At 40.3% G+C, this 25,405-nt stretch carries 14 protein-coding genes; 1 reads left to right on the top strand and 13 read right to left on the bottom strand.

The window, feature by feature from the left end:
• Positions 1-5: 5 nt before the first annotated feature.
• The 10 genes from ODZ84_RS04095 to ODZ84_RS04140 form a co-directional block, all read right to left on the bottom strand.
• Positions 6-3,047: a SusC/RagA family TonB-linked outer membrane protein gene (locus tag ODZ84_RS04095; protein ID WP_266175735.1), complete on the bottom strand. Its 3,042-nt coding sequence runs from the start codon at positions 3,045-3,047 to the stop codon at positions 6-8.
• A 295-nt stretch (positions 3,048-3,342) separates the two neighbouring features.
• Positions 3,343-4,431, bottom strand: a complete 1,089-nt coding sequence (gene rhaT, locus ODZ84_RS04100) for an L-rhamnose/proton symporter RhaT (protein WP_266175736.1) — start codon at positions 4,429-4,431, stop codon at positions 3,343-3,345.
• 802 nt (positions 4,432-5,233) lie between these two features.
• On the bottom strand, positions 5,234-6,382 hold the full coding sequence (locus ODZ84_RS04105) for a glycoside hydrolase family 88/105 protein (RefSeq protein WP_266175737.1): 1,149 nt from the start codon (positions 6,380-6,382) through the stop codon (positions 5,234-5,236).
• A 55-nt stretch (positions 6,383-6,437) separates the two neighbouring features.
• The gene (locus tag ODZ84_RS04110) at positions 6,438-7,214 is read right to left on the bottom strand and encodes a rhamnogalacturonan acetylesterase (RefSeq protein WP_266175738.1); all 777 of its coding nucleotides are present in this window, start codon (positions 7,212-7,214) and stop codon (positions 6,438-6,440) included.
• 2 nt (positions 7,215-7,216) lie between these two features.
• A complete protein-coding gene (locus ODZ84_RS04115) occupies positions 7,217-9,097 on the bottom strand; it encodes a rhamnogalacturonan lyase (protein ID WP_266175739.1) in 1,881 nt (626 codons plus the stop codon).
• Between the two features lie 219 nt (positions 9,098-9,316).
• Positions 9,317-10,114 (bottom strand): DUF4350 domain-containing protein, encoded by a 798-nt coding sequence (locus ODZ84_RS04120; RefSeq protein ID WP_266175740.1) that lies wholly within the window; start codon positions 10,112-10,114, stop codon positions 9,317-9,319.
• Positions 10,115-10,265: 151 nt separating this feature from the next.
• Complete coding sequence (locus ODZ84_RS04125; protein WP_266175741.1) at positions 10,266-13,037, bottom strand: glycosyl hydrolase; 2,772 nt, start codon at positions 13,035-13,037, stop codon at positions 10,266-10,268.
• A 140-nt stretch (positions 13,038-13,177) separates the two neighbouring features.
• Positions 13,178-14,500, bottom strand: coding sequence for a rhamnogalacturonan acetylesterase (locus ODZ84_RS04130; RefSeq protein WP_266175742.1), 1,323 nt, complete (start codon positions 14,498-14,500; stop codon positions 13,178-13,180).
• 2 nt (positions 14,501-14,502) lie between these two features.
• On the bottom strand, positions 14,503-17,358 hold the full coding sequence (locus tag ODZ84_RS04135; RefSeq protein WP_266175743.1) for a glycoside hydrolase family 2 protein: 2,856 nt from the start codon (positions 17,356-17,358) through the stop codon (positions 14,503-14,505).
• A complete protein-coding gene (locus tag ODZ84_RS04140) occupies positions 17,358-18,737 on the bottom strand; it encodes a rhamnogalacturonidase (RefSeq protein WP_266175744.1) in 1,380 nt (459 codons plus the stop codon). Before ODZ84_RS04140 ends, ODZ84_RS04135 begins: the two co-directional genes overlap by 1 nt.
• A 406-nt stretch (positions 18,738-19,143) precedes the next feature.
• On the opposite strand from ODZ84_RS04140, the gene ODZ84_RS04145 reads away from it, so the two are divergent.
• Positions 19,144-20,088, top strand: a complete 945-nt coding sequence (locus ODZ84_RS04145; RefSeq protein WP_266175745.1) for an MBL fold metallo-hydrolase — start codon at positions 19,144-19,146, stop codon at positions 20,086-20,088.
• Between the two features lie 2 nt (positions 20,089-20,090).
• Here the strand turns inward: ODZ84_RS04145 and ODZ84_RS04150 are convergent, their stop codons facing one another.
• From ODZ84_RS04150 to ODZ84_RS04160, 3 genes are all read right to left on the bottom strand, one after another.
• The gene (locus ODZ84_RS04150) at positions 20,091-22,076 is read right to left on the bottom strand and encodes a PAS domain-containing sensor histidine kinase (protein ID WP_266175746.1); all 1,986 of its coding nucleotides are present in this window, start codon (positions 22,074-22,076) and stop codon (positions 20,091-20,093) included.
• 181 nt (positions 22,077-22,257) lie between these two features.
• Positions 22,258-23,388, bottom strand: coding sequence for an alpha/beta hydrolase-fold protein (locus ODZ84_RS04155; RefSeq protein WP_266175747.1), 1,131 nt, complete (start codon positions 23,386-23,388; stop codon positions 22,258-22,260).
• A gap of 346 nt (positions 23,389-23,734) precedes the next feature.
• On the bottom strand, positions 23,735-25,054 hold the full coding sequence (locus ODZ84_RS04160) for a PQQ-dependent sugar dehydrogenase (RefSeq protein WP_266175748.1): 1,320 nt from the start codon (positions 25,052-25,054) through the stop codon (positions 23,735-23,737).
• Between the last annotated feature and the right edge of the window lie 351 nt (positions 25,055-25,405).

Consider the following 25,405-nt stretch of genomic DNA (forward strand, 5'->3'; position numbering starts at 1 on the left):
AGGTGTTAAAAAGTTAAGTTAAGACCAAGCACATAGCTTCTTGAGCGGGGAAAAGTAGAGCTGTCGTACCCGGGAGTTACCGTTACACCGCTTGCAGCCGCAACTTCCGGATCATACCCTGAATATCCCGTAATGGTTGCTAAATTATTAATTGTAAAATAGATCCGTGCGTTGGTTAACATTACTTTATTTAAAAAGTCTTTAGGAAGAGAATATCCCAGGGTAACCTGTGAAATCCTCAGAAAAGAGCCGTCTTCTACGTAATATGATGAAGGATAAGCGATATTCGCCGTGTTGGTATTGCTTAAACTCCAAAGGCTTGATCCTTCGTTTGGATTTAATTCTTTTAATCTTACCAGGTTTGTAGTGGCCTGCCCGGTATTCGGATCTATTAAATGATAGTAATTGTTTCCGAATTCTGATGGTACATTCTGGAACATGGCATACGGACTTAAACTTTGCTTGGTAGCATTATAAATATCATTACCCACGCTGAACTTCATAAATACGGCTAGATCAAAACCTTTGTAAGAGAAATTATTGCTGATTCCTCCGAAAAAGTCGGGAGTTCCGTTTCCTATTTTCTGCATTTTTCTGGTGAACTGATCTCCGGCTTCATTGTCAGCAGCAAATTTCATATCCCCGGGTTTAGGGGTTCCCGAAGAAGGTTTTACGACCCCTGCTTTTAAACTTAATGATCCGTCCGGATTCTGGGTAAAATCATCGGTGGTGTACACGCCCTGATAAACATATCCGTACATATCTCCCAATTCCTGTCCTACGGTCGCATAATACGTTACCATTCCCGTCCTGCTTCCTCCGACACTGAATGTTTTGTTCAGCTGTCCGTTTTCAAGAGAGAGAACTTTAGATTTGTTGAATGAGATATTGAGATCGGTCGTCCATCTGAAATTTTCGGATTTGATATTTACCGTATTCAGCGTAAATTCCATCCCTCTGTTTCTCATAGAACCGATATTCTGGTACTGTCTCGAATATCCTGTAGAAACAGGAAGAAGACTTTCAAACAGCATTTTGCTGACATTGTTGTAATACCATTCGGAAGTCAGCTTGATCCTGTTGTTAAAAAATGCGAGGTCTACCCCGATATTGGTGGTTCTGAGTTCCTCCCACTGAAGAGGACGGTTCCCCCAGTTTGTACCGGTAACGTAGGCAGGCAGTCCCTGTGTATTATTCATCGGATAATCGGTAAGCAAAACATTGGTTCTCCATAAATTATTCGAAACACCATTGTTTCCCGTAACCCCGTATTCTATCCTGAATTTAAAATCGTTGACAATTTTATTGATCTTGTGATCCTGCCAGAAACTTTCCTGTGAAACACGCCATGCTCCTGCGACTGACGGAAAGTATCCCCAGCGTGAGCCTTCTGCAAATTTTGAAGAACCGTCCGCACGTATGGTTGCCGTAATTAAATAACGGTTGTCATAGTTATAATTGGCACGGGCAAAATAGGAAAGCAAGCTGTTGCTGGATCGGTCTGTATTTTTATCGGCAACGGTAGCATTTGCGATATCATCCAGTCCGAAGTTAGGATAAGGAAATCGGGTAAGTCTCATGCTGCTTCCTTCTGACTCTTCGTACCATATTTCGTTTCCGAGTAGAGCATTTATTTTATGTTTTTCCCCGAACGTTTTATTGTACGTTAATGTATTGGTAATCTGGTACCGGAACGTTTCTGCATTGGCTATATTCCCGTTGATTCCTGTATTTACAGGATCCGTAAGGAAGGCTCTTGAATTCTGGTCTGAAAATGAAGTAGACTTGCTGTTGATCCAGCTGTACTGTCCAGCTGTTCTCCAGGTAAAGTTTTTCAGGAAATCAAATTCGATCCCTGCATTGGCTACGAATGTCCGGGTGCGTTTGTTGGATGTTGACGCCTGGGTTTCTATGAATGGATTTTCTGTGTCAAATCCGGAATCCAGGGCTGAATAATCAGGAAAGGTCTGCGTATTGAACAGTTGATCCTGTGTAAATAGTGTTCCCCCGTTAATAGGCTGAAGAAGGATCTTTTTCATTCCGGAATAAGACCCTCCGCCGTTTACAGAATTATTGGTAAACATGGTATTGAAGTCTACTCTTACGCCTTTATATAATTCTGAATTGATATTGGCACGTAATGAGTTTCTTGTTTCGCTGTAATTCTGGAGAAGTCCTTCCTGCTTATTATAATTATAACTGATGAATGCCTGTGTCTTGTCATTTCCTGCAGAGACATTAACGTTGTGATTCTGCGTCACCCCGGTTCCGCCCAGCATCTGTTCCTGCCAGTCTAAGGCATACGCGGATCCGTAGCGGTCTGCTATTCTCTGGTATGCTCCTGCATAGAATCCAGGGATATCCGTTCCCAGGCTATTATCAAAAGCGTTACTCCACTGTGTTGTTTTTCCCTGCAGCTGTGCCAGCTCGTACTGGTATTTTACAAACTGTTCTGAATTGGAAACCATATCCAGTTTTTTGGAAAGCATGTCGAATGACATGAAAGTATTGTAATTGATAATCGTTCTTCCTTTTTTCCCGCTTTTGGTTTTAATTACAATAATTCCGTTTGAGCCACGGGCTCCGTAAATGGCAATGGCGGAAGCACCTTTGAGAATATCGATACTTTCAATATCGTTAGGATTAATTACATTCAATGCGTTATCCAGCTGGAAACCATCTACAATATAAAGCGGATCCGAACTCTGGGTGATGGAAGAGCCTCCCCTTACCGTGACGTTTGCCGTAGCTCCGGGAGCACCGCCTGCCGTAACGATATTCAGACCTGCCGCTCTTCCCTGTAACGCCTGCAAGGCATTCATCGCCGGTGTGGCAGCCAGTTCTTTTGCAGAAACGGAAGATACGGAACCTGTAAGATCAGATTTCTTTACTTTCCCATAGCCGATAACCACCACCTCATCGATCTCTTTCGTTCCTGTTTTTGCAGTATCTTTAATTTGTGTTTGTCCAAAGACAAAACCAGATGCAAGCAGAAATAAAGGGGCAATTAATGGCTTTAAATTCCTATTTGTAATTTTTAAAGACATATATTAAGTTTTAGTAACATTCGATTATTATGGAGCCAATGTACACTGTTAAAGAAATTCCGGCATCCTGCAATATCCTGCCTATGAATATTCATAATTTAACATAAATAGAGACCATATTTGAAATAAAAAATAAAAATAACTCTAATTTTAGGATATTATTTTTGATTTATTAAAAATCAAGGAAAAGCTCATTTCCTTATTAATACAAAAAAGGCCACTGAAAGAGATCAGCGCCTTTGGGTGAGTTAAAATTCTAACTCTGAAACTATATGAATGAAATAAATGTGAATTTCTATCGGAGAGAGTTTCCATACCCTACGATCAGAATAGAAATAAACATCACGGCCATCCCTACGACAATGGTAGAAATAGTTTTTTTCGAAACGCCTTTCCATTCTTTGATAATAACGCCCCACAAATTGGCGATTAAGATAATAAATGCCATGTGCAGGATCCATGAGCTTGGTCCATTTCCCATTTTACTTTCTCCCATGCCATAGAAGAAAAACTGTAAAAACCACATCGTTCCGGCCAACGCACAGAAAATAATATTAGTGAATACAGGAACATTTTTTTTCTTATAATCGGTGTACGACTTGTTTTTCACTGAGAGATAGAGACAACCGATGAGATTGGTTGCCATTCCGCCCCATAGAACTACGACATAGGTAACATTATTCTGAAAAAGAAATTCTCCCTGTCCCGTGTGCGTCAGCTTCCACGCTTCATTGGCTACTGCAGCCATAGGTTTTCCGGCTTCCAGTCCGAAATTGAAACAGGCACTCAAAACACCTGAAATGATAGAAACTATTAATCCTAAACCGAATTTATATTCTGTTTTCACCTCTGTTCCGTGGGGATCCAAAGAATTGGTCTTCAATTCTTTTTCCTTCATCATACCTGCTTTTCCACTGATGACAATTCCGATCACACAGACGAGAAGTCCCAGTAGAACAAACTGTCCCCATTGGCTGGAAAACATCAGGCCGATATTGTCTTTTCCTGATTGCGGAGAAAATTCGTAGTAGATGGAGGGTACCAGGGATCCGAACACCATACAAAGTCCCAGAATAATACTGCTCCCCAATGCCACACCGAGATACCGAACGCCCAAACCATAGGTGAAACCTCCGATCCCCCACAAGGCACCAAACAAAAATGTAAGTCCTAATATCGATGAGCTTTCGTTCTGAATAATTTCCCAGAAATTCGGGATCGTTAAAAAGGCAGCCAATGGCGGTACAATAATCCAGGAAACAATCCCTCCGATCAGCCAATAGGTTTCCCAAGACCAGCCTTTAACTTTTTTATATGGCAGATAAAAACTTCCCGAGGAAAAACCTCCTAGGAAATGGAAAAAAACTCCTAATAATGCGTTCATACTTTTGTCTTATGATTGAATTTGAAAATTAACACTATGGAATCGATTGCGCATCTGGTAGTGTCATGCCCAATATTTTATTTTGTTCATTTCGGTAATAAAACTAAGGTTTTTTCCGGATATCGGTAATAGCAGATAAATAATTTTTATTTTGAGTTGGTCAGTTTTTTAATGTAAAGATTTTCAGTATTCTAAATTTATTGAAAGGATTTTCGTGAGCGTAAATATCCGTTTTCAGAATAATTGTTTAGAAAATAGTTTACATTTTTAATAGTCTGTCCTTATAAAAACCGGGTTACGACATGAAATTATAAAAAAACCTAACGGGTTTTAGAAACCTGTTAGGTTTGAAGAGCATTATTTATCGCAAGATTTAATAAACGAGGAATGATTGATCCGTCTTTATGTTCGGCTAAAGCTTTATTGAATTAAATATAATTAGTCGGCCTTCAGCCTCTCCCTGTAAAATATGGTTTATTAAAAAACCTAACGGGTTTTGAAAACCCGTTAGGTTTGAAGAGCATTATTTATCGCAAGATTTAATAGACGAGGAATGATTGACCCGTTTTTATATTTGGATAAAGCCTTATTGATGTTTTACCATATATCCTAGCCTGTTTCAGAATATATGCTGTCCTTTTGAATTCCTATACTAAACATGAGAACCTCGTTGAATATCGGCTATTAAAAAACCTAACGGGTTTTAGAAACCCGTTAGGTTTGAAGTATCAGATCGATGATTTATTCTATCCTATTTGAATTCACAGATTATCTTTTATAGAACCAAACAGATTTTTATTATTTATTTTAACTGATAGACCTCGCTTGCAGCAAGCAAAACGCAACCCAGGCCATAATCTTCAAAATCAGGTTCTTTGTTTACAGAAAGTGGCTGACCGTCTTTGGGTTCTTTTCCTGTACCCTGAACCCATCCCAAAAAGCCATTCGGCTGCACGGAATCTTTTACTATAGCATTCCATGCTTTGATTACAACCGGTAAATATGTTTTTTTATCAATCAGACCTTTATTAATCCCGTACGCCATTCCGTATACAAATAAAGCCGTTCCCGTGGTTTCTTTTCCGCCAAAATTGGTTGGATCGTGTAAACTTACGTTCCAGAAACCATCTTGTCTCTGGATCGGAAGCAGTGCCGACAGCAGGTCTTTATAATCCTGAAGATATTCTTTATAGTGAGGATCTGATTTCGGAGTATCATCTAATGTACGTGCCAGGGCTGCTACAACCCAGCCATTCCCACGGCTCCAGTAGCAGTCTTCACCATTCGGCTCTTTATATGGCGGCACGAAGCTTTTATCCCGCCACCAAAGCTTGTCTTTCGCATTATAAAGCCCATTTCCGCCATGTTTGTATTTGGTATATGCATACATTTCATAATTTCTATTGAAATACTTTTTATCACCGGTAATTCTTCCCAGCTTGGTAAAAATGGGCATGCTCATCTGCAACGCATCAATCCACCACCAGTCATCTACCTTTGTGGTAGCCATCATGCTGTCTACCGAGGCCTTCACGAATTTTATTCTTTCCGGATTCTTTTTACCGTCTATTTCATAAAGGTCAATATACGTCTGTCCGCAGGCCTGGTGATCGGCGTTCCGGGTATAAGTACCACGCATCATATCCCAGTTATGCTTTTGCGACCACTCCATGGCATAGTCGTAGTATTCTTTTTTAGGATCTACTTTATATAAAGCCATTAATCCTTCATAATAGACTGCACGGGTCCACAGGTTACTGGGCCACACTTTCTTTCCTACGATTTCTTTTCCTGCGTCCGGCCATTTATTCATAAAATAACGGTTCGTCCGTTCTGCTACTTCCAGGACTTCCTTTTTATCCGGAAGCGCCGTTTTTTGTTTTTGAGCCGAGCAGGAAGAAGCACTTCCTATCATTAGAGCAAAAAAGCTGGCTGTTAATAGTTTTTTCATTCGTAAATATTTAATTTTTTATTTTCTGCTGGAATTAACGTTATATTATAAACGCTTATTTAATATATTTTCTCAGTCCGCAACTTTTCAGTGTTCTGATTCCTTTTATGACGGACTCTGCATTGAGAACAGCTCCCTGTCTGTTGGTATGCGTATGATCTTTCGGGAAGAATTCTTTTACTTTTTCAGGACCCATAGCTTCATATTCTTTGATGACCGTCGCATTTAAATCAATAAAATAAGTTCCGGTTTGTTTGGAGACTTCATTTGCCCAAACGCCGTATTTATCCTTTTCAATCTTCCCGTCTTTATTAAAATTATTTCTCGGAACCGGAGAAAGAATGATGGGAATCGCTCCTTTGGCTTTCGTGTCATCAACATATTTTCTCATGTAATGTCCATAGGTATACACTGTTTCATTTATTTTCCGGATCGGGTTATATATTTCTTTTGTTTCTTCCCCAATGCCTTTGATCGAACCTCTCGCTCTCAATGTATCTGCCAGTTCTCCCTCGTCATTATGGCCGAACTGCATCAGGACGTAATCCCCTTTTTTTAGGGTTTTCATAATCGAATCCCACCGGCCTTCCGTTAAAAATGTCCGGCTGCTTCTTCCGCCTTTCGCGTGATTCCGGATGTCGATTTTATCTGAATTTATATATAAACCGATAAAGCTTCCCCAGCCCCAGAGCGAATCTGATCCTTTTCCTGAACCGTTCTGCACCGTAGAATCTCCGATCATGTAGAGGACAGGTTTATGCTGAGGTTTTTGAAATGAAACTCCAAAAAACAGAATCAGAATTACAAGCGGAAAAGCAATTTTAATTTTCATATTTATTTTTCAGGATTTATGGTGAAAATAGGTGGTTTTGGAACTTCTTTCACCGATTCATCCAGATAATAATCGGTGTGCGGTGGCTGATTGTACCCTACATTTTGCCAGACAATACTTAACCGGTACTGAGGATTGTGCATTAAGGTATATAAGCGGTGTTTCGTAGGTATCGCAGAACTGAAAATGCGAAGTTCCTGATTATCCGATGTTCTGTAAATAAGCTCTTCACGCCAGTCTCCAAATAAATCGGCTACCAGAGACGGGTTTTTTTTTGTTCCGTTATTGGATTCACAATTAAAATCTTTAGCATCAAAAATAAGGGTTGATTTCGAGTTTTTCCAGTCCCACTTTGAAACAGACGTTCCATCCAGAATTTCACTTAAAAAGTCTCCATCCCAGTAAATTCCCATATTGCAGGCCGGACTTTTATCGCCTATTTTATTCCCTTTGGCATCGTAAAGTCCTTTGATCCCGGCTCCCGCGGCCCAACATTCTGAACCTTCATAGCGAGGATCTATATTTAGAGACAAGCCTCTTCCCGGACCCTGAAATTTGCTTTTTGAGCTGTATTCCAGGGAGGGTAATTTCCATAATACTTTTCCACTTTTCCCATCCCTGAAATGGGCTCCTGCATCATCAAACCTTTCCTGAATATCAAAAATTTCCAATCCCGGATTGGAAGGGTCGAGATCTCCTACATGCAGCGCATCGCCGTGGCCGTACCCTGTGCTGTTCAGTATTTTTCCGTCATCATCCACCGTCATGGCACCGAATACAATTTCGTCTTTTCCGTCGTTATCGACATCAGCAATACTCAGGTTATGATTGCCCTGTCCTCTGTACTTTTTATTTTCTTCTGAACTTTCGGTATCGAATAACCATCGGAGGCTGAGCTTTTTATCTTTAAAATCCCAGGCCGCAATGGCCGTTCTGGTGTAGTAGCCTCTGGACATAATTACACTGGGCGTTTTTCCGTCCAGGTAAGCCACAGCCCCCAAAAAACGGTCGATCCGGTTTCCTTTGGCATCGCCCCAGGTTTCCGTCATTTGTTGATCCGTTGGATTTAAGCTGCCTGCAAATCTTGGAACCTGATAATTTACCGTATTGATTTCCGCTCCGGTCTGTCCGTCAAAAACCGTGAGATATTCCTGTCCCGAGAGGATAAACCCATTTTCATTTACCTCATTTTTTGTGGCATCCCCGATTATTTTACCCGTTCCGTCCCTGCTTCCGTCTGCCGTTTTCATCACCACTTCGGCTTTTCCGTCCTGATCCAGATCATAGACCAAAAATTGTGTATAATGGGCTCCTTCCCTGATATTTCTTCCTAAATTAATTTCCCACAGAAACGTTCCGTTCATCTTGTAAGCCTGAATAATGGGAGGATCGGTCATGCCTTTCTGGCTGTTATCGCGAGACTTTCCTGTTTGGTGAAGGATGATTTCATAATCCCCGTCACCATCAAGATCGGCAACTGAAACATCATTTGGTGTATATCCTGCAGGCGTTTTCAGAGGGATTGAAAAATAGGGTTTCTGATTGGCTGTATATTGAGCAGAATCACGGTTAACACTCTGATCCCGGGTATTGGATTTAACAAAATAGGTGTAATTTTTTGCTTTGTCTGCGGTTTTATCTAAAAAATTGGTTTCGTTAAGCAATGGCTTTGAATTCAATTTTACAGTAGAATTATTTTCCGTGCGGTATACATCAAACTGCGTATTCCGGGCTTCTGTTCCCAAAAGACGCCAGCTAACAAAAACCCCTGATTCTGCGGGCATTGCAACAACGCCTCTTTTGAGATATTCCATCTGTCTTTGGGCGAAACCTGTTTGCGAAAGAAAGATTGCCGTGGTAATAAAAATGTACTTGATTTTCATAATTCTAACTTAATAACTATTATTTTTATGCATTGCCTAAAGCCGAATTTGGACTCATCTTTCTTAAAAGGGCTAAAGCCAGTTCCTGTTGATTGCAATCCTTGTCAAGGTTTTGAACCTTGACAAGGATTTAAGTTAAATTCTAAATCATCATTGTCAATGAAAACTGAATTTTAATTGAGTTTTTAACAAATATTCAATCGATTGCACGAGTTCAGTTTATTTTACCTGTTTTAACAACCACTTGACCCATTCTTCAGTTCCCTGGTAATTGGTAAAATCAGCGGGTAATTTTTTTCCGTCGATATATTCGTTGTAACACCACGGGTCTCCTAATGCGAAGACGGTACCTTTTCCCACTTTTGCAACAGCCCCGATATTTCTGCCCTCTGCCGATAAAAAAGCTTTGGCCGGAGACTGTGCTTCAATGGTGCTTACTTCTTTCATGTATAATTTCTGAGCTGAAAACACTGGATTTCCTTCTTCAACCATCACTTTACCCTGTTCGAATTCCCGGCCTTTCACCCGGTTGATACTGTCGTCATTAAAGTGGATTCCGAATTTTTCGGCGAGCTTATTAAAATGTTCGAATTCGGAGTTGCCGTTATCATTGCTCATCAGGACCAGGACCCCTCCTTTTTTCACCCATTCTTCCAGATTTCCGATCGTTGTGGGATCGATCAGATTGGCTTTTCCGCCATAGGCTTCCTTGTCTGTATCTGCATCCACAATGATGTAAATATTCGCATTTTTTAAGTCTTTTTTTGAAGGATCTTTTGTTAGCATGCTGATTTCGGCACCTTGCTTTGTGAAGATTTCCCCCAGTAAAGAAAAGCCGCCGTTGCTGGTGTCGTTCCACGTGTAATGCCACGGTTCCAGCACTTTGGTTTCCTTGTTTTCCTTTTTTTCGTTGTTGAAAAAATGATCTAACACGACTTTTGGCTTATTTTGGGCATTGGATACTCCGAATGTTATCAGCATTCCTGCTGTGAATATTTTTAACAGGTATTGTTTCATATTTTATTTATTTCTTTTAACTGACTATTTTCTTAAACGTAGGCTGCGATTATTCTTTTTAAAGAGTATATTTTTTTATCCATTATCTATACTTACCTGCATTTTTACTAAGGCTTCGAAAAGCTCAGCCCTACACGGTGACTCATTAATATTATTTTGAATAATAGATTGGTATTATCCGGATTTCACCATCCAATCCTGAAGGCTGTACTTTCCAGTTGGATGCATCAAAAGGCTTATAATCGATATTAACAAAGTTAATTTCGTGGTAGTTCCTCCACTGGATCTTATGCTGATCCATGTACCGGATTCTGTTTGCCATGAGATTACAGACTTCAACCTGAATGGTATTTTTTCCTTTTTTCAGATATTTTCCGATATTCAATTCAAACGGAATACTCCAGACAATCCCAGCATCCTGGCCATTAATTATCACTTTCACACTCTCATATACTTTATCAAATTTTAAAGTATAATCATCCGCATTCTTATTTTTTATACTGACTGTTGATGAGTAGGTTCCTGTTCCGGAAAAGCTTTGCGCTGATAAATCATTGGAGAAATTTGTCCAGGGCTCAGGCTTCTTTAAAGTCCGGGATTTCGGAATTTCCGGACCGCCTTCTTTAAAGGTGAGCTGCCAGGGTTGGTTTAATATCACCGGTTTGCCTGTTTTTTCCAGGTATTTCCACTTTGAGAGGGAAGAATCCTTGTTTTCTGAGGCCCTTACGATCACAGATTCTCCCGATTTCAACTGAAGCCTGACGGTATTTCCTCTAACTTCCGCCATGCCGGAATCTCCGTTCTCAGGATTCATCAGGACGACCTGCTTTCCTGTAAAATTTAGTGGAATTAATTGGTTAATGTTTTTTGAAGTATGATTGACGATATAATAGTATTTTCCGTCTTCAAACTGCCTCCTGATAAATTTCAGTCCGGTATCTGTTAATCTTTCTCTTTCTATCTTTACATATTCCAGTCCTTTTTCAACATCTGAACTCAAAACGATTTTTCCTTTTCCGAATGTTGCCGCTTTTAAAGTTCCTTGTTGGATAAAGGGAATCGAATGCCATAAAGATTTCATGTGATTTCTTTTTTTCTCTGCTTCGAAATATCCCGGAATATCTTTCGGCTCAGTCTGAAAGATGATTGATGCACCGTTTTTAGCTAATTCTAAAATATTATTCAGGGTAGAATCTGGCAAATAGGTAAGTGCAGGAATAATTAAAACCTGATATGAAACCCCTTTTGCCGTCTTGATTTTCTGGCTTTCAACCCCGGATTCAGAAATCATGTGATCTGAAATCATATCGATAGAATAGCCTGTTTTTCCTAATTTCGTCAGGTTTTCATAGAATGGAGTCGGATGCAGCCACTTTTCGATATTGTGAATTTTAAAAGCCATATCTTTTCCTTTCGGACTTGCCCACTGGTCATAAACAGGCCAGTACATCAGGATCTCATTGTCTGATTTACTGTTTTGCAGCACAGACTGCGTTCTTTCAATATAAGAGTTGAGACCTTTCAAATGGGGCCACAGACTGTTTTCGGGAACGAAATTTACGGAAGCATAAAACAGCCATCCCGGAAACGGTACATCAGCGGGTGTATACGTCGTCCCGTGATAGAAGACATGATTGATTCCTGATAAAAAAACCTGCTCCACTTCTGGTTTTGCCTGTGACCACGAGGTTTTAAAGTGTTCTGTAAGCCAGGTGAATGTCTCGTTTGAAATTAATGGTTTTCCGGTGATATTGGCCGCTGATGAAGCGAATTTCAGCATATTGATATCCGGAGTATCGGATTTCTGGATGTCTGCGCTGTCTCTTTTAAGTCCCGGAATATCAAAAACCGTACTTCCGAACGTTTCGGATTCAGGAATATCGACGGCAGCATATAAATCCAGCAGATTTCCCGGTGAACCATGTGCCTGATTGGTATTTTTTGAATTTTTAGAATGGGCCCATTTGGTAAAATTAACGGTAAAGTTATTCAGAATCAGCTCGCTCATGGTCTCGCGATAATCGGATTTTATTCTCCTGGTTGTTTCATGATCGTCATCAGTCATCAGATATCTGATGTACGGACTCAGGTCATATCCTCTCCTCTTCCTGAATTCTTCTTTAAAATCGGGAGTCCAGTCTGCATTATAAACTTCATAGCTGTCGTTGAAAAATGAACGGATTCCGTAGTTTGAGTTTCCGAGTGCTTTATCAAAAGTTTTCAGATAATCTTTGGTGGCTTCAGGCGAGAAATGATCAAGGGTATATCCTTCTCCGCCGGGAGCGGCCCGTTTTACTTTTTGTAATGTTTTACCTGTAAAAACTGCATAAATGGTCCATGTGCCCGTGTCCGGCTTCCACTGGAGAGAACCGTCAACAGAAACTTGATCCGTTAACACCAAAGCTTCATTTTTCTCATTATAGGCGGTTACAATATCCAGTTTTACGTTTTTTAAATTCTTTTGTTTTTCGTCTTTCAGTACTATTTTTTTCGTTAATTTTTGGCCTGTTGACAGGGTATACTGCTGAACGGTCATTTTTGTAGCCGCGTCCTGTTCATTTACTTGTGGACCTCCGATCGGCCATCCTGTACCTACAGACATATCCACGCCCATGTTCAGATTTTTGGCTTTAGCCGTGGTATACTGAAGCATCTTCATCCATTCAGGGGAAAGATAGCTGAGGTATCGGTTTTCATAACCTTTTGCTCCGTAAATCGGAACAATTTCCACCCCTCCGAAGCCTGCCCCGGAAAGTGCGGTCAGTTGTTTATCCAGACCTTTTTCGTCAACAGCACTTCCCATCCACCACCAGCGTGTCCACGGTTTTGCCGTATTGGTGGATTTCGGCCATGGATTTTGGGCGGAAAGGTTTCCGATGGCAAAACAGAGAACGCTGAGTGTGACTATATTTTTAATTTTCATTTTGAACGACGATTTTAAAACGAATGATCTTCGATTTATATTTTACCGGTTTCCCGATGCTATTTATATACACCGTGGGTTTCGCCCGGGGCATTTGTATTGAACCACTTCGTGGTTCTGCTTTTTTAAGTTCCCGGTATCTAATTTCCATCAGGTTTTAAAGCTTCCATAAAAACAGATTCCGGCCAATGAAATTTTTCAGCATCATCAGGTTTATCGGGATTAAAATTCTTATCATTTTTTGAAATGTATTTCTTCAGAGACAGGTTTTGATCAACAATAGATTTTACGACACATTGTGCCAGTTCGTACGCTCCATAAGTATTGAAATGGGTATCATCTGCCAGGGCTGCCGGCTGATTCGGATAAGTATTTGCGGGATAGTATACGAATGCTTTTTTTGCGCCTTCCGGGCCCATGGCTTCAAAAAGTGATTTGCTTAATACATTAAGATCGATTAAATTAACCTTTTCTTCTTTTGCAATTTGTCTCATCGCATCAGGAAAATCATCCAACGTGTTCACTATTGTATTGTTTTCATCAAAAACTCTGCGGTTCATTGAGGTCACCAGAACAGGAATCGCATCCAGTTGTTTTGCCCTTTGAATCCATTCTTTTAATCTTTTTCCATATCCCGATTTTGTACTTTTTCCATACTTCTGATCGTTGTGTCCGAACTGAATCAACAGATAATCTCCTGGCCTTAATTTGTTCCAGATTTTATCGATGCGATGACGATCTTCAAATGCTTTCAACGTTTCGCCGCTTTCAGCGTAATTGGCAACAACCACTTCATTCGAAACAAAAAAATAAGGCAGCATCTGTCCCCAGGAAGCCCAGGGTTCATATTGCGCATCCACTACCGTTGAATCGCCAGTCAGATAGATTGTTTTTGCGGTGTTGTTGGGTTGAATCATTACTGAGCATACTTTAGGAGCTTTATCATTGAATTCGATCGTCAGCATACGGTCCCAATGTAAATATTTTTTTTCTCTCGGCTTTAATTTGACAACTCCGATTTTTTCTCCATTCTGATTTCTGAGGATGCTGTCTTTTACGTGCACGGTGATTGTCTTTTCCATCACTTCACCTGCTTTTGTTTTAACATCGTTCAACATCAACCTGCGGTTTTCGACCCTAACTGTTGTCTCGGAAGTGCCTTTGGGATCTCCGAGGTTCAGTTTAATATCATAATTTCCTTCGGGAAGCACTACTGAAAAATAAAAAGGTTTTTTGCCGGTTATAAAATCTCCTGTCAATGCATTTCCCCCGCGGTCAACAGATTCAAGACCGGATACATCCATAAATCCGTATCCTGTTTTTGGGTCAAATCGTGAATCCGGACTAATCGGAATAAATCCTTTTTCAGTTCTGTGACCCCCAAAATCAAATTTGAAAGTCGTTTGCTGCGCGAAAATCAGCGAACTGATAAAAAGAAGTAAAAAACCTGTCGTCTTTCCCATAATTAATCTGTTAAAATATTGACTTCAGGCATGGTAAACTGTTTCTTTTCATCACCCGATTCCGGTATACCGAAATAGAAATACAGGGTTCTTTTAAAAGTTCCGTCAAGATGATTCGGCTCGCTTTCCGGTCCTAAAGATTGGGTTTTATCGTTAATGTTAAATGCGAGGACATTTCCTAACGGCGGAATGGCATCCAGGAATGAAATATTTCCCGGTGGCAGTTTCGGATACCCTTCTGCTCCGTTAATTCCGTAAAAATCAAAAAGTCTGACAAACATTTTTTCTTCTTTGGTTCCCACAGTAATTTTTCCTTCAGCGGTATCAAGCTGCAGCCACGAAATATCATCGAAATAGCCTTTAAATTCAGGATAAATCCACGGTGAAGAGCCTGTCCGTATTGAATTTTTCAGATTCTGCCACACATTATAAGTCTGTCCCTGCCAACGGTTTTTCCAGACGTGATACGGTCCTTTTCCAAGCCATTTTGCGCTGATAACATAGTTCTCCGGATAATCAAAACTTACGCCTGAAAACTGATGATCTCCGGACATCGAATATTCATAATGTAATTCTAAAATTCCGTTGGAATTCAGTTTCCATATTATTTTGTTTCCGTTTTTATACTTCAATTCGATTAACTGATTTTCTCCTTCTGTGAAAAGTCGGGCGGAAGATAATTCCATGGTCCCGTTGACGAAAACCGGCCCGTTTTTAAAGGTCATTTTTTTGCCTTTTTTATCGACAGTAACTGATTTCAGCAATCCGTCCTTTTTCCCGATGGCAAATTCCTTTTCATTTGATTTTAAAATAAATAAAGAATCATTTTCTGAAACTGAAACAGGAAATTCCTTATTTAACGTATGCTGAAACTGTTTTGAAATTATATCATTAGAAGAAATTTTCCAGGTCCAGGTATAGATTTCTTTTCCGGAAGGATCAGTTGCGGTCAGCAGCAAAGCATCATTCTCTTTCCAGTTCAAAGGAAGATTGAGCTGTATGATTCCTTTTTCTGTAGGATGTATGTCCGGAGCTACCATTTTGCCTGTTGCATTGATATCAAAGCCGGAATCGGCTGAAAATGGGGTTTTAAACTTCATTAATTTCCATTCAAATTTACATTCGTTTACATTGGTAAAGTGATAGCGGTTTTCCACAGGAATATTCCCTTTAAAGTCATCAGGCAGTTTTTTAAGATCAATTTTGACAGGGCTGTAGATTTCCCGGATGGCATAGAAACTGCCTTCCTTTTCACGATGCGGTCCCACAACTCCGTCGGGTGCATTAATGGCATTCACATCGATCTGATTATTAAAATCTGTCCGCACCAGGCCTTCATCGGCAAAGGCCCAGAGGAAACCTCCCGCCCCTTTTTTGGAATTCCAGTGAAGTTCCCAGTAATCGGCCAGTGAAGTCCCACCACCTCCATCATCCTGAGCGTGTAAAAACTCGGTGGGCATATAAATATTTTCTCCTTCAAGGATTTTTTTTGTACTGTAATAATCTTCGTAATGATTGCAGTCGATTCCGTTGAAAGCATTTCCGGGCTTATGATGGGCATGAATTACCGGGCGTGCGGATAAGTCATGTTTCGCGAATTCTCCATCGAGATCAAAATTATGTCCGCCCTCATTTCCGTTGCTCCAGAAAATGACCGAAGGATGATTAGCATCCCGCATTACCATCTCTTTCACAAGTTTTTTTCCGACTTCCGTGCTGTATTTTTTCTGCCAGCCTGCCAATTCATCCAAAACATATAATCCCAAAGAATCACAAATCTTTAAAAACGATTTATTGGGGGGATAATGGGAGCACCGAACGGCATTCATGTTCATTTCTTTAATAAGCTGAACATCCATTAAGTCGATATTTGCGGTAACAGCCCGCCCGGTTTCGGGCCACCAGACATGTCGGTTGATGCCTTTCATCTTTACTTTGGTTCCATTGATGAAAATCCCTTCCCCTTTTCTGATTTCAATGGTTCTGAACCCGAATTTTTCATCGGTTTTACTGATGATCTTTCTGTTTTTATGTAAGGTAAATCTCGCTTTATATAAATTAGGGGTTTCGGCGGTCCAGCGCTGTGGATTTTTAACGGAAAGCTGAATCTGCTTCAGGGTATCCCCTTTTTTGATGGTCATCAGAGATTCACCGACCTTTATATTGTCGGCATCCAAAATTTCTACTTTTACCGTATTGGCAGAATTGATTCCCTTCAAATGAATATTTGCCCGGAACGTTCCGTCTGCTTTGGCATCAATAGCTGTTGAGGAAATATGTTCCTGTGGGCTTGCTTCAAGATATACGGGTCTGAAAATTCCTCCTAAAATCCAGTAATCAGCGAGTCGTTCTGCATTATTTACCGATTTATCGGATGACATTTTGGAAACTTTGACTTCGAGGGTATTTTTTTTTCCAAATTTTATTTTATCCGTAATGTCATATTTAAATTCGTAAAAAGCACCCTGATGGATCGCTCCTGCAGATTGCCCGTTAATTTTCACTTCAGTATCGGTCATCGAACCTTCGAAGACGATACTAATCTTTTTCCGTTTCCAGGAATCCGGTACGGTAAACTGATGTTTGTATAAGCCTGTTTCATCATTAAACCTGAAATTGCGGCCGTACGTCACATAATCCCGGCCATAGTTGTATGAGCCGAAACCCTGCTGTTCCCAGTGAGATGGGACGTTAATGGTGCTCCACTTACCGGCTTTCCGGCCTCCGCTGATCCAAAAATCCCATTCTTTGGTATGTTCTGCATCTTTTCCGCTAAGAAATTGAATTTCCTTAGACTGCGCTTGCAGCATCTGTGAACCTATGTATACGAGAAAGAATATTTTGGATAGTAAATTCATTATTTTGCAGCAATGTCAGAATCATCTTTTTTATCGTATGCCTGGCTTAAGGAAGCTACTTTGACAATATTTACTTTGGTTTGCTTTAAATTCTGAACGGCATTCAGATTCTGTACTTCAGGCTTCAATGCTTTAATGTTAAGATTTTCAAAAGTGAAATCTTTTAAATCATATAACTCTGATTTTTCAACGGAAAATGCCGTCTCACAGCTGATATCTATATTTTTTAAAACCACATTATTGGCTAAGCCCGTTCTCGGTCTTTCTTCGCCTTTCAGATCAAAAAACTGGTTCCATCCTTTTACGTACAGAAACGTTTTTACGTTACCTTTGATATTATCAAGCGTAATATATTCGTAATGTTGCGGTGTGTCGGGTCTCATTTTCAGATGCAGCAGCCTTGATGCATCTTTTACCGTTGAATTTCTGAAAATGATATTGTAATTGTGAATGGATTCGCTTCCGCAGGTTAATGCAGAATGACAGAACCCGAAAGTATTGTCCTCAATAATAATATTTCTGTTTTCTCCATTTTCGGGAGCTCTGTCTGCTTTAGGCCCTTTTCCTCCTTTTAAAGCAATGGCGTCATCATTCACAGACATATAGCAGTTTTTGACTAAGAAATTGGTACAGGCATCGATATCGATCGCATCGGTGCTGGGTGCTTTTACGGGTTCTTTCGGTGCTAAAATGGTTAGGTTCAAAAGTTTTACGAAATCACTTTTATAGTAGTGGGTACTCCAGAATGGTGAATTTTTAACGGTAATTCCTTCAATCTGAACATTTCTGGAATTGGAAACATAAATGATTCTCGGGCGCATTTCGTCCATATTGGTACATTTGGGGTTCCATTCTCGTCTTTTCCAGAATGATTTCCAGAATCTGAGTCCGTTTCCGTCTAAGGTTCCTTTTCCTGAAATGGTAAAGCCGTCTAATCCGTCCGCGTTAATTAAAGCCGGAAAATATTTTACAGTTTGTCCTTCCATTCGGGTTGTAACTACGGGAAAATCGTTGATATCATCGCTTCCTTTTAATTTTGCCCCGTTTTCGAGATACAAATGGGTTCCCTGTTTAAAAAACACCGAGCTTATTAAAAATGTTCCTTTGGGTATCACGATGATGCCGCCTCCATTCTGCGCTGCCCGATCGATTACCGCCTGAAGCTGTTTTGTCTGAAGAACAGTGCTGTCATTTTTCAAGCCGTTGTCTGTAACAAGGTATTTTTTCCCTAACGTATTAAGGTTGGTAGGTTTATTTTCTTTAAACCATTTCGGAATCAAGGTCCCGTCCGGAAATTTATCCTGACTTTTTACTTTTGCTGTAAAAAAAAGAAGAACACATGAAGTATAGAAGAGTTTTGATATATTATGAAATTTCATAGTCTTTTCAGTAAATCCTGAATTATTTTAATTAAACCAATTAACAAAAATAAAAATATACATTTTACCAACGTACAGCATCCTGCTCTTTCATGGAGATCGTGTGTACTTATTTTCAATGACAGGTTCTGAACTCAACGCCCCGCCTAGCCCCGATTGACGCGACATCCTTTTTGGTTTCGGGCCAAGCAAATATTAAATTTCAGGACTCAGGATGTGCCCGAAACCAAAAAGATACAGCAGAAAGCGGGAAAATGCTTCAAAAAAATATGACTTTCCAGGATAATCAGATTGCTCCTTCAAAATAAAAGAGCAGCAATGCACCGAATGCAGTCAGATAGCATCAGATAAATAACGTAAATTTGCGCTGAATTCCTGCTGAAATTCATTTTTAATTTTACCTGTTATGAAAAAAATAAGACTTTCTTTATTCGCTGTTTTTTTATCAATTGCTTCTCAGTCACAAAATTTTGATGTTATTCCTCTGGGAATCTACGGGGGTGAGCAGGAAGATAATTTATCGGCTTATCTTGTCGGAACGCCGGGAGAAAATGCCTTTCTCTGCCTTGATGCAGGAACGGTAAATGCGGGCATACGAAAAGGTATTGAATTAAAAAGTCTCAACGGAAATGCTGAAACGGTTCTGAAAGACCAGATCAGAGGATATTTTATTTCTCATGGCCACCTGGATCATCTTTCGGGAATGATCATCAATTCTCCTGCTGATTCCAAAAAGGATATTTACGCGATTGCACCGGTGCTTCAGATTCTGCAGGATCATTATTTTATCTCGGATACCTGGATTAACTTTGCGGATCAGGGACAGAAACCCATGCTCGGAAAGTATCATTATCATGAGCTCCAGGCAGGAACAGAAATGGCCGCCACAAACACTTCATTTTTCTTAAAGCCCTATGAACTCAGTCATGTGAATCCTTACAAAAGCAGTGCGGTTCTTGTAAGAAAAGACCATCATTACCTGCTTTATTTTGGGGATACCGGTGCTGACCGGGTTGAAAAGTCTGACCGGCTGAACCACATCTGGACCGATATTGCTCCACTGATTAAGAAAGGACAGCTCAATACTCTTTTAATAGAAGTTTCTTTCCCCAATAGTCAGCCTGAAAAGTCATTATTCGGCCATCTAACGCCTGACCTGCTGTTGGAAGAACTGCAAAAACTAAAGGAAAAAACAGGTCTTAGAAATCTTGAAAAACTGAATATCGTTGTCACCCACAGAAAACCAACGGGCAATAATCCTGAGACGATAAAAAATGAACTTCTGAAAAATAATCCCTTAAAAATAAACTATATTTTTCCTGAACAGGGAAAGAAAATCAGTGTGCCATAAGATTACTTTCCATGCGGAAGCTTAAACCAGAAAGTACTTCCCTCTCCTATGATACTTTCCGCGCCGATCTCACCTGAATGCTTTCTGATGATTTCCGAACAGATGTATAATCCCAGACCGAGGCCGGAATACGATTTACCCAGATGGTTGGCCCGATAATAGCGGTCAAAAAGATGGGGAATGATATGCTCTTCGATACCGGGCCCGAAATCCTGTACTGATACTTTGATATAATCGCCGGAAAACTCCGTGTTTAAAATAATTTTTTTGGAATCCGGGGCATATTTAATGGCATTATTGACGAAATTAATAATCACCTGTTCAATTCTGTGCTCATCAGCAAAGACTTCAAGGTTTTGGTCTCCTATTAAGATCATTTCGTAGTCTTCTTCCCATCTTACATGGCTGCAGCTTTTACTCAGCAGGTCATATACATTAAAATGGACAGGCTCCAGCATGAGCTGATCCTGGCTCATCCTGCTCATATTCAACAGGTCATCCACCAGGCTGCACATTTTTTCTATACTTCTGTGTGACTGATCAATGAGCTTGAGGTGTGTAGATGAATACGGCCGGTCTTTTATGCGACTCAGAAGCTGCACTGAAGCTCTCGCAGAAGTGAGCGGAGTTTTAAGCTCGTGGCTCGCTACACTCAGAAAATCGTCCTTACGCTGTTCTTCAAGCTTTTTGTCTGTAATATCTGCGGTCATACCCACCATCCGGTTGGCGACTCCGTTTTCATCATACCGCGGACGGCCATGGGCCTGGATCCAGTGGATGGAGCCATCTCTCCATCTCACCGGATATTCTGCCTTATAAACACCGTTCGTCCTGATCGCTTCCTGAACGAGTGCCCGGACACTTTCCCTGTAATCAGGGAGCATGGATTCGAAAAGGTCCGGATAATTGAACTCCTCATCCGGAGCGTATCCGTAATTCCTTTTAAACTGTGCATTGCTCTGCATGATTCCTGTCGGGAGATACACTTCTGTGGAGCCTAAACTACTCGCATCAAGAGCAATCTGGAGACGATTATTGATTTCAGTAACTGATTCCCTGGCCATCACCTGCTCTGTTACATCACTGGCCACAATAAGAATAGAAGAGGTCCGGTTATTCTCATCGAGAATAGGCTGATATACAAAATTAAGATAATGATCGGTCATGTTACCTTCAATGGACAGCACTGCTTTCAGTTCATGTCCGTAGAATGGTTCACCCGTAGTATACACATTTTGTAAAATGCTGATGAATTCCTGTCCTTCCAGTTCCGGCAATGCTTTTTCCAGAGGAAGACCGATAACGGATCTGTCTTTTCCCCAGATGGCAAGCACCATATCATTCACAATATCCACCGTAAAATCTTCGCCTTTTAATGAGGCCATCGCTACAGGCGCTTTCTCCACTAAGATTCTAAATCGTTTTTCGTTTTCAGCCAATGTATGATTTACAGAGAGCAGCTCTTTTTTTATAAGCAGCAGTTCGTCATGTTTAGCCATCAGGTCGTCATTGGTGGCCATATATTCTTCGTTCAGTGCAGAGAGATTGTCTATCAGCTTCTGTTCGGCATTTGATTTTTCTTCAATTATTTTACGGGACTGCATCCGCTCCGAAACTTCAAAGGCGGTATGCAGAATGTAAATCGTCTGACCTTCGGCATTTACTATTGCTTTGTATTCAAAATCGAAATAAAAGGTCTGCAGCACGCCTTCAATCTCAAGAGTGGCAGGATAATCATTCGCCAGATAGGTTTCACCGGTTTCCCAAACCTTTTTTAACATGCTGAGAAAAGGCTGATCATGCAATTCCGGGATGGCATCGATAAAAAATTTTCCTACCACGGATCTGTCTTTGCCCCAGAAATTCAGCATGGCCTGGTTGGCACTTACAATTCTGATGTCTGCTCCAGTATAGACCGCAGTAGCATTCGGGGAATAAAAAAGGATTGAAAGTAACTCTTCAGGCTCGATTAAATCAGGTGAATTCATATTTTTAAAACTATACAAATATAATTATTAAAAGGCCTACGCACACATATAACAGCCTGATTTCAATAAGTTAAATGAATAACCTCATCTTCAGGCCATTAACTCTGAACTTCAGGTCCGGTTTCCGGTACGTTATTGCTGAATTAACTAAATTGGCCTATATTTCTGAATGCACGCCGGATTATTTAAAAATTTTCTGCGCAAACTGATAGAGACATCTTCTCCATGTAAGCCATTCATGATAGGTAGAGGGTGAGGTATACTGAAGATAGGGATAGTTATTTTTATAAAGATAACTAACGATCGTCTGATTAAATTTAACAAAGCGGGCATCTTCCTTTTCACCGATTCCGATAAAAAACAGGGGTTTCTGTTTTGATTTCAATACATTATCCAAAGGTAGTTCTTTAAAAGGATGATCTGGTGTACCTTCATAAATAACAGGACTGAAGGATCCAACGGCTGAAAACAGCTCAGGATGAGCAGCTCCGATGTACATCGCCTGGTAGCTTCCGCGGGACAGTCCGGCAACAGCCCTTTTACCGTTAGTTTTATATCTAGTTTCTATATATGGAATCAACTCATCAACCATAATTTTATCCAGGTTTTTAGTAGAAATAACGGTTCTTTCATAATTATCCGGTAATTTTTCCTCAGCAGAACTGAGGGCAATGCCGTAATCCATCACCACAATCATTTCCCGTGCTTTTTTTTCTGCAAAAAGATGATCAAGAATATTGTTGATATATCCCTGTTTTACCCAACCGGTAATATCTTCTCCGGTACCATGATAAAGGTATAAAACCGGAAACTTTTTAGTCCTGTAACCCGGTGGAAGATAAATTTTTAAGTTCCTTTTACTTTCTGTAATTTTTGAATAAATACTGTCATTTACAATTTTCCCGTGCCGCACATTTTTCTCCTGAAAAAAATCTTCACCTGACGGGATTTCGATTCCGCTCGTGGGCTGGCCGTATCCGAAATAGAGTTGTGAATTCGGATCGTTAGTACGCTGGCCATCCACATTAAACCAGTAGTAATGAAATCCAATCTCCATTCCTTCAGCAGAAATTTCCCAGAAGCCATCCTGCTCCTTCTTTGTGGTCGATTTTATATTTTTCATTCCGTCTCCGCCCTCCAGGATCACTGAATTTGCTTTCGGGAAATGCACTCTGAACAATGCATGTCCCTTGGTATCAACTTTGGGAAACCCGTTGTTTTTTGATGCAGTAACTGAAGTGGTAAACTCCTGAGAAAACATCATCGCTGAAAACATTCCGAGCATAGTAGTTATTGTTTTAATATTTCTCATTTTATTTCTTTTAACCTTAAAAAGTTCTTAATTATTCATTTGTAGTAAAAATGATTATTTATAAGCTAACTTAAACAAAAATCACAAAACAGTCTGGTAATAACAGATCTTTAACCGACCATCCTTTTATAGGTTGAGATGGATAGGCGTTTTTTATTCGTTGCCAGATATAAATAAATTATCTTGATAAACAGCCGAATTGTCTCTGTCTGCAATTGTACATGGCTTACAGCTTTTGTTATTTAATATAATATGCTTCATTCATTATCGTGAAAAAGTCCAGTAAAAATAGGAAACCATCTCAATTTAAGATGGTTTCCTTATATCTAACATTCTACTAGAAATATTATTTTTTACCGTAGGATACTCTCCAGACAACTCCGCTGACATCGTCCGCTACCAGCAATGATCCGTCTTTAAGCTGAAGAACACCGACGGGTCTTCCGTACACGTCACCTTTTGCTTCATCCGCTATAAAACCGGTCAGAAATGGCTGATAAGGACCCGCAGCCTTCCCGTTTTTAAAGGGGACAAATGCCACCTGGTACCCTACCAGTGAGGAGCGGTTCCACGACCCATGCTGGCCAATAAAGGCACCGTTTTGATATTTTTCAGGAAATTGGGCACCGGTATAAAACGTGAGTCCCAAAGACGCCGTGTGACTTCCCAACGGCACATCAGGAACGATGGTTTTAGATACAAGATCAGGCTTCTCTCCTTTGCGTCTCGGATCCTCATTCTTACCGAAATAAGCGTATGGCCAGCCATAGAAAGCATTCTGCTTTACACTCGTCAGATAATCCGGAACCAGCTCATCTCCCAGCTCATCTCTTTCATTCACTACGGTCCAGAGCTCTCCTGTTGCAGGATTCCAGCTCATTCCCACAGGATTTCTGAGTCCTGCAGCATATATTTTTTCGCCGGTTCCGTCAGGATTTACCTCAAGAATGTTGGCTCTTCTTACCTCATTTTCCATTCCGTTTTCCCCGACGTTACTCCCAGATCCTACGGAGATATAAATTTTTGACTGATCCTTGTTGGTCGTTAAATTCCGGGTCCAGTGGTTATTATATCCTCCAGCCGGAAGATTTACGATTTTTTTTCCGGGTTGAGTGAGTTTCATCTCTCCCGGTTTATAGGGATATACCCAAAGTCCGTCGGTATTGGCTACATAAAACCGGTCTTTAATAATCAGCATACCATAAGGCTGGTTCAGGTTATCCAAAAATACAGATGAAGATTCCGGAATACCGTCTTTATTGGCATCACGGTACACTAATATTTTATTGGCCGATTTTCCCCCGACCTCAGCATCGCTTTTTCCGCTGATATCATTTTTTATTTTTTCGGTGGCCGATCTTTCCGAGTTGGAAAGCACCACAAAAACATCGCCGTTTTCTCCCTGAATGATATTTCTGGGACTTTTTATATTTTCTGCAAACCGTGTCACTGTAAATCCTGCAGGAGCGGCAGGAGCCTTGTCATGCCCCCATCCTATTACGTTACTGAATTTATTTTTGGCACTTTTCTCATCCGGAGGAGGTAATTTTAATGTATCCGTTTGGGTGACCGCCTCATCTGTCTGACCTGCTGTAGCTGGCTTATTTTTATTTTCGTTGCAACTGAACATCAGCAGCGCGGCTGCCGGTAAAAGGTAATTTTTCATAATATTATGATGTGGTATTTAAAATATTCCGTTAAAAACAAAAACCATTCCTTAAAATAAGCCAATTAGCAATCATATATTAAATTTTAGTGGCATAGACTTTATCTGGATACATTTCCGTATAGGATAATCCATTAATTCACTTCACTATTCCCCAGATCCGTATGAGGTCTATGAGCTGCTTTATATCATATAGTTGCAGTATAAAATCAAATTGTCCTATTGATGATCAATTATAGATGTTATTCTATAATTATAAGATCTAATGATATTTTAAAATAAATATGAAATATATTCATCTTATTTCCCCATTTAGATGAAAGTCAAAAATCGCAAATGAAATTGGCAATA

It is taken from the genome of Chryseobacterium fluminis (genome assembly GCF_026314945.1).
GTDB classification, from domain to species: Bacteria; Bacteroidota; Bacteroidia; order Flavobacteriales; family Weeksellaceae; genus Chryseobacterium; species Chryseobacterium fluminis.

Excerpts from the sequence above, each read along its gene's own strand:
- ODZ84_RS04095 (WP_266175735.1), bottom strand. The coding sequence starts at position 3,047 with ATGTCTTTAAAAATTACAAATAGGAATTTAAAGCCATTAATTGCCCCT.
- rhaT (WP_266175736.1), bottom strand. The coding sequence starts at position 4,431 with ATGAACGCATTATTAGGAGTTTTTTTCCATTTCCTAGGAGGTTTTTCC.
- ODZ84_RS04105 (WP_266175737.1), bottom strand. The coding sequence starts at position 6,382 with ATGAAAAAACTATTAACAGCCAGCTTTTTTGCTCTAATGATAGGAAGT.
- ODZ84_RS04110 (WP_266175738.1), bottom strand. The coding sequence starts at position 7,214 with ATGAAAATTAAAATTGCTTTTCCGCTTGTAATTCTGATTCTGTTTTTT.
- ODZ84_RS04115 (WP_266175739.1), bottom strand. The coding sequence starts at position 9,097 with ATGAAAATCAAGTACATTTTTATTACCACGGCAATCTTTCTTTCGCAA.
- ODZ84_RS04120 (WP_266175740.1), bottom strand. The coding sequence starts at position 10,114 with ATGAAACAATACCTGTTAAAAATATTCACAGCAGGAATGCTGATAACA.
- ODZ84_RS04125 (WP_266175741.1), bottom strand. The coding sequence starts at position 13,037 with ATGAAAATTAAAAATATAGTCACACTCAGCGTTCTCTGTTTTGCCATC.
- ODZ84_RS04130 (WP_266175742.1), bottom strand. The coding sequence starts at position 14,500 with ATGGGAAAGACGACAGGTTTTTTACTTCTTTTTATCAGTTCGCTGATT.
- ODZ84_RS04135 (WP_266175743.1), bottom strand. The coding sequence starts at position 17,358 with ATGAATTTACTATCCAAAATATTCTTTCTCGTATACATAGGTTCACAG.
- ODZ84_RS04140 (WP_266175744.1), bottom strand. The coding sequence starts at position 18,737 with ATGAAATTTCATAATATATCAAAACTCTTCTATACTTCATGTGTTCTT.
- ODZ84_RS04145 (WP_266175745.1), top strand. The coding sequence starts at position 19,144 with ATGAAAAAAATAAGACTTTCTTTATTCGCTGTTTTTTTATCAATTGCT.
- ODZ84_RS04150 (WP_266175746.1), bottom strand. The coding sequence starts at position 22,076 with ATGAATTCACCTGATTTAATCGAGCCTGAAGAGTTACTTTCAATCCTT.
- ODZ84_RS04155 (WP_266175747.1), bottom strand. The coding sequence starts at position 23,388 with ATGAGAAATATTAAAACAATAACTACTATGCTCGGAATGTTTTCAGCG.
- ODZ84_RS04160 (WP_266175748.1), bottom strand. The coding sequence starts at position 25,054 with ATGAAAAATTACCTTTTACCGGCAGCCGCGCTGCTGATGTTCAGTTGC.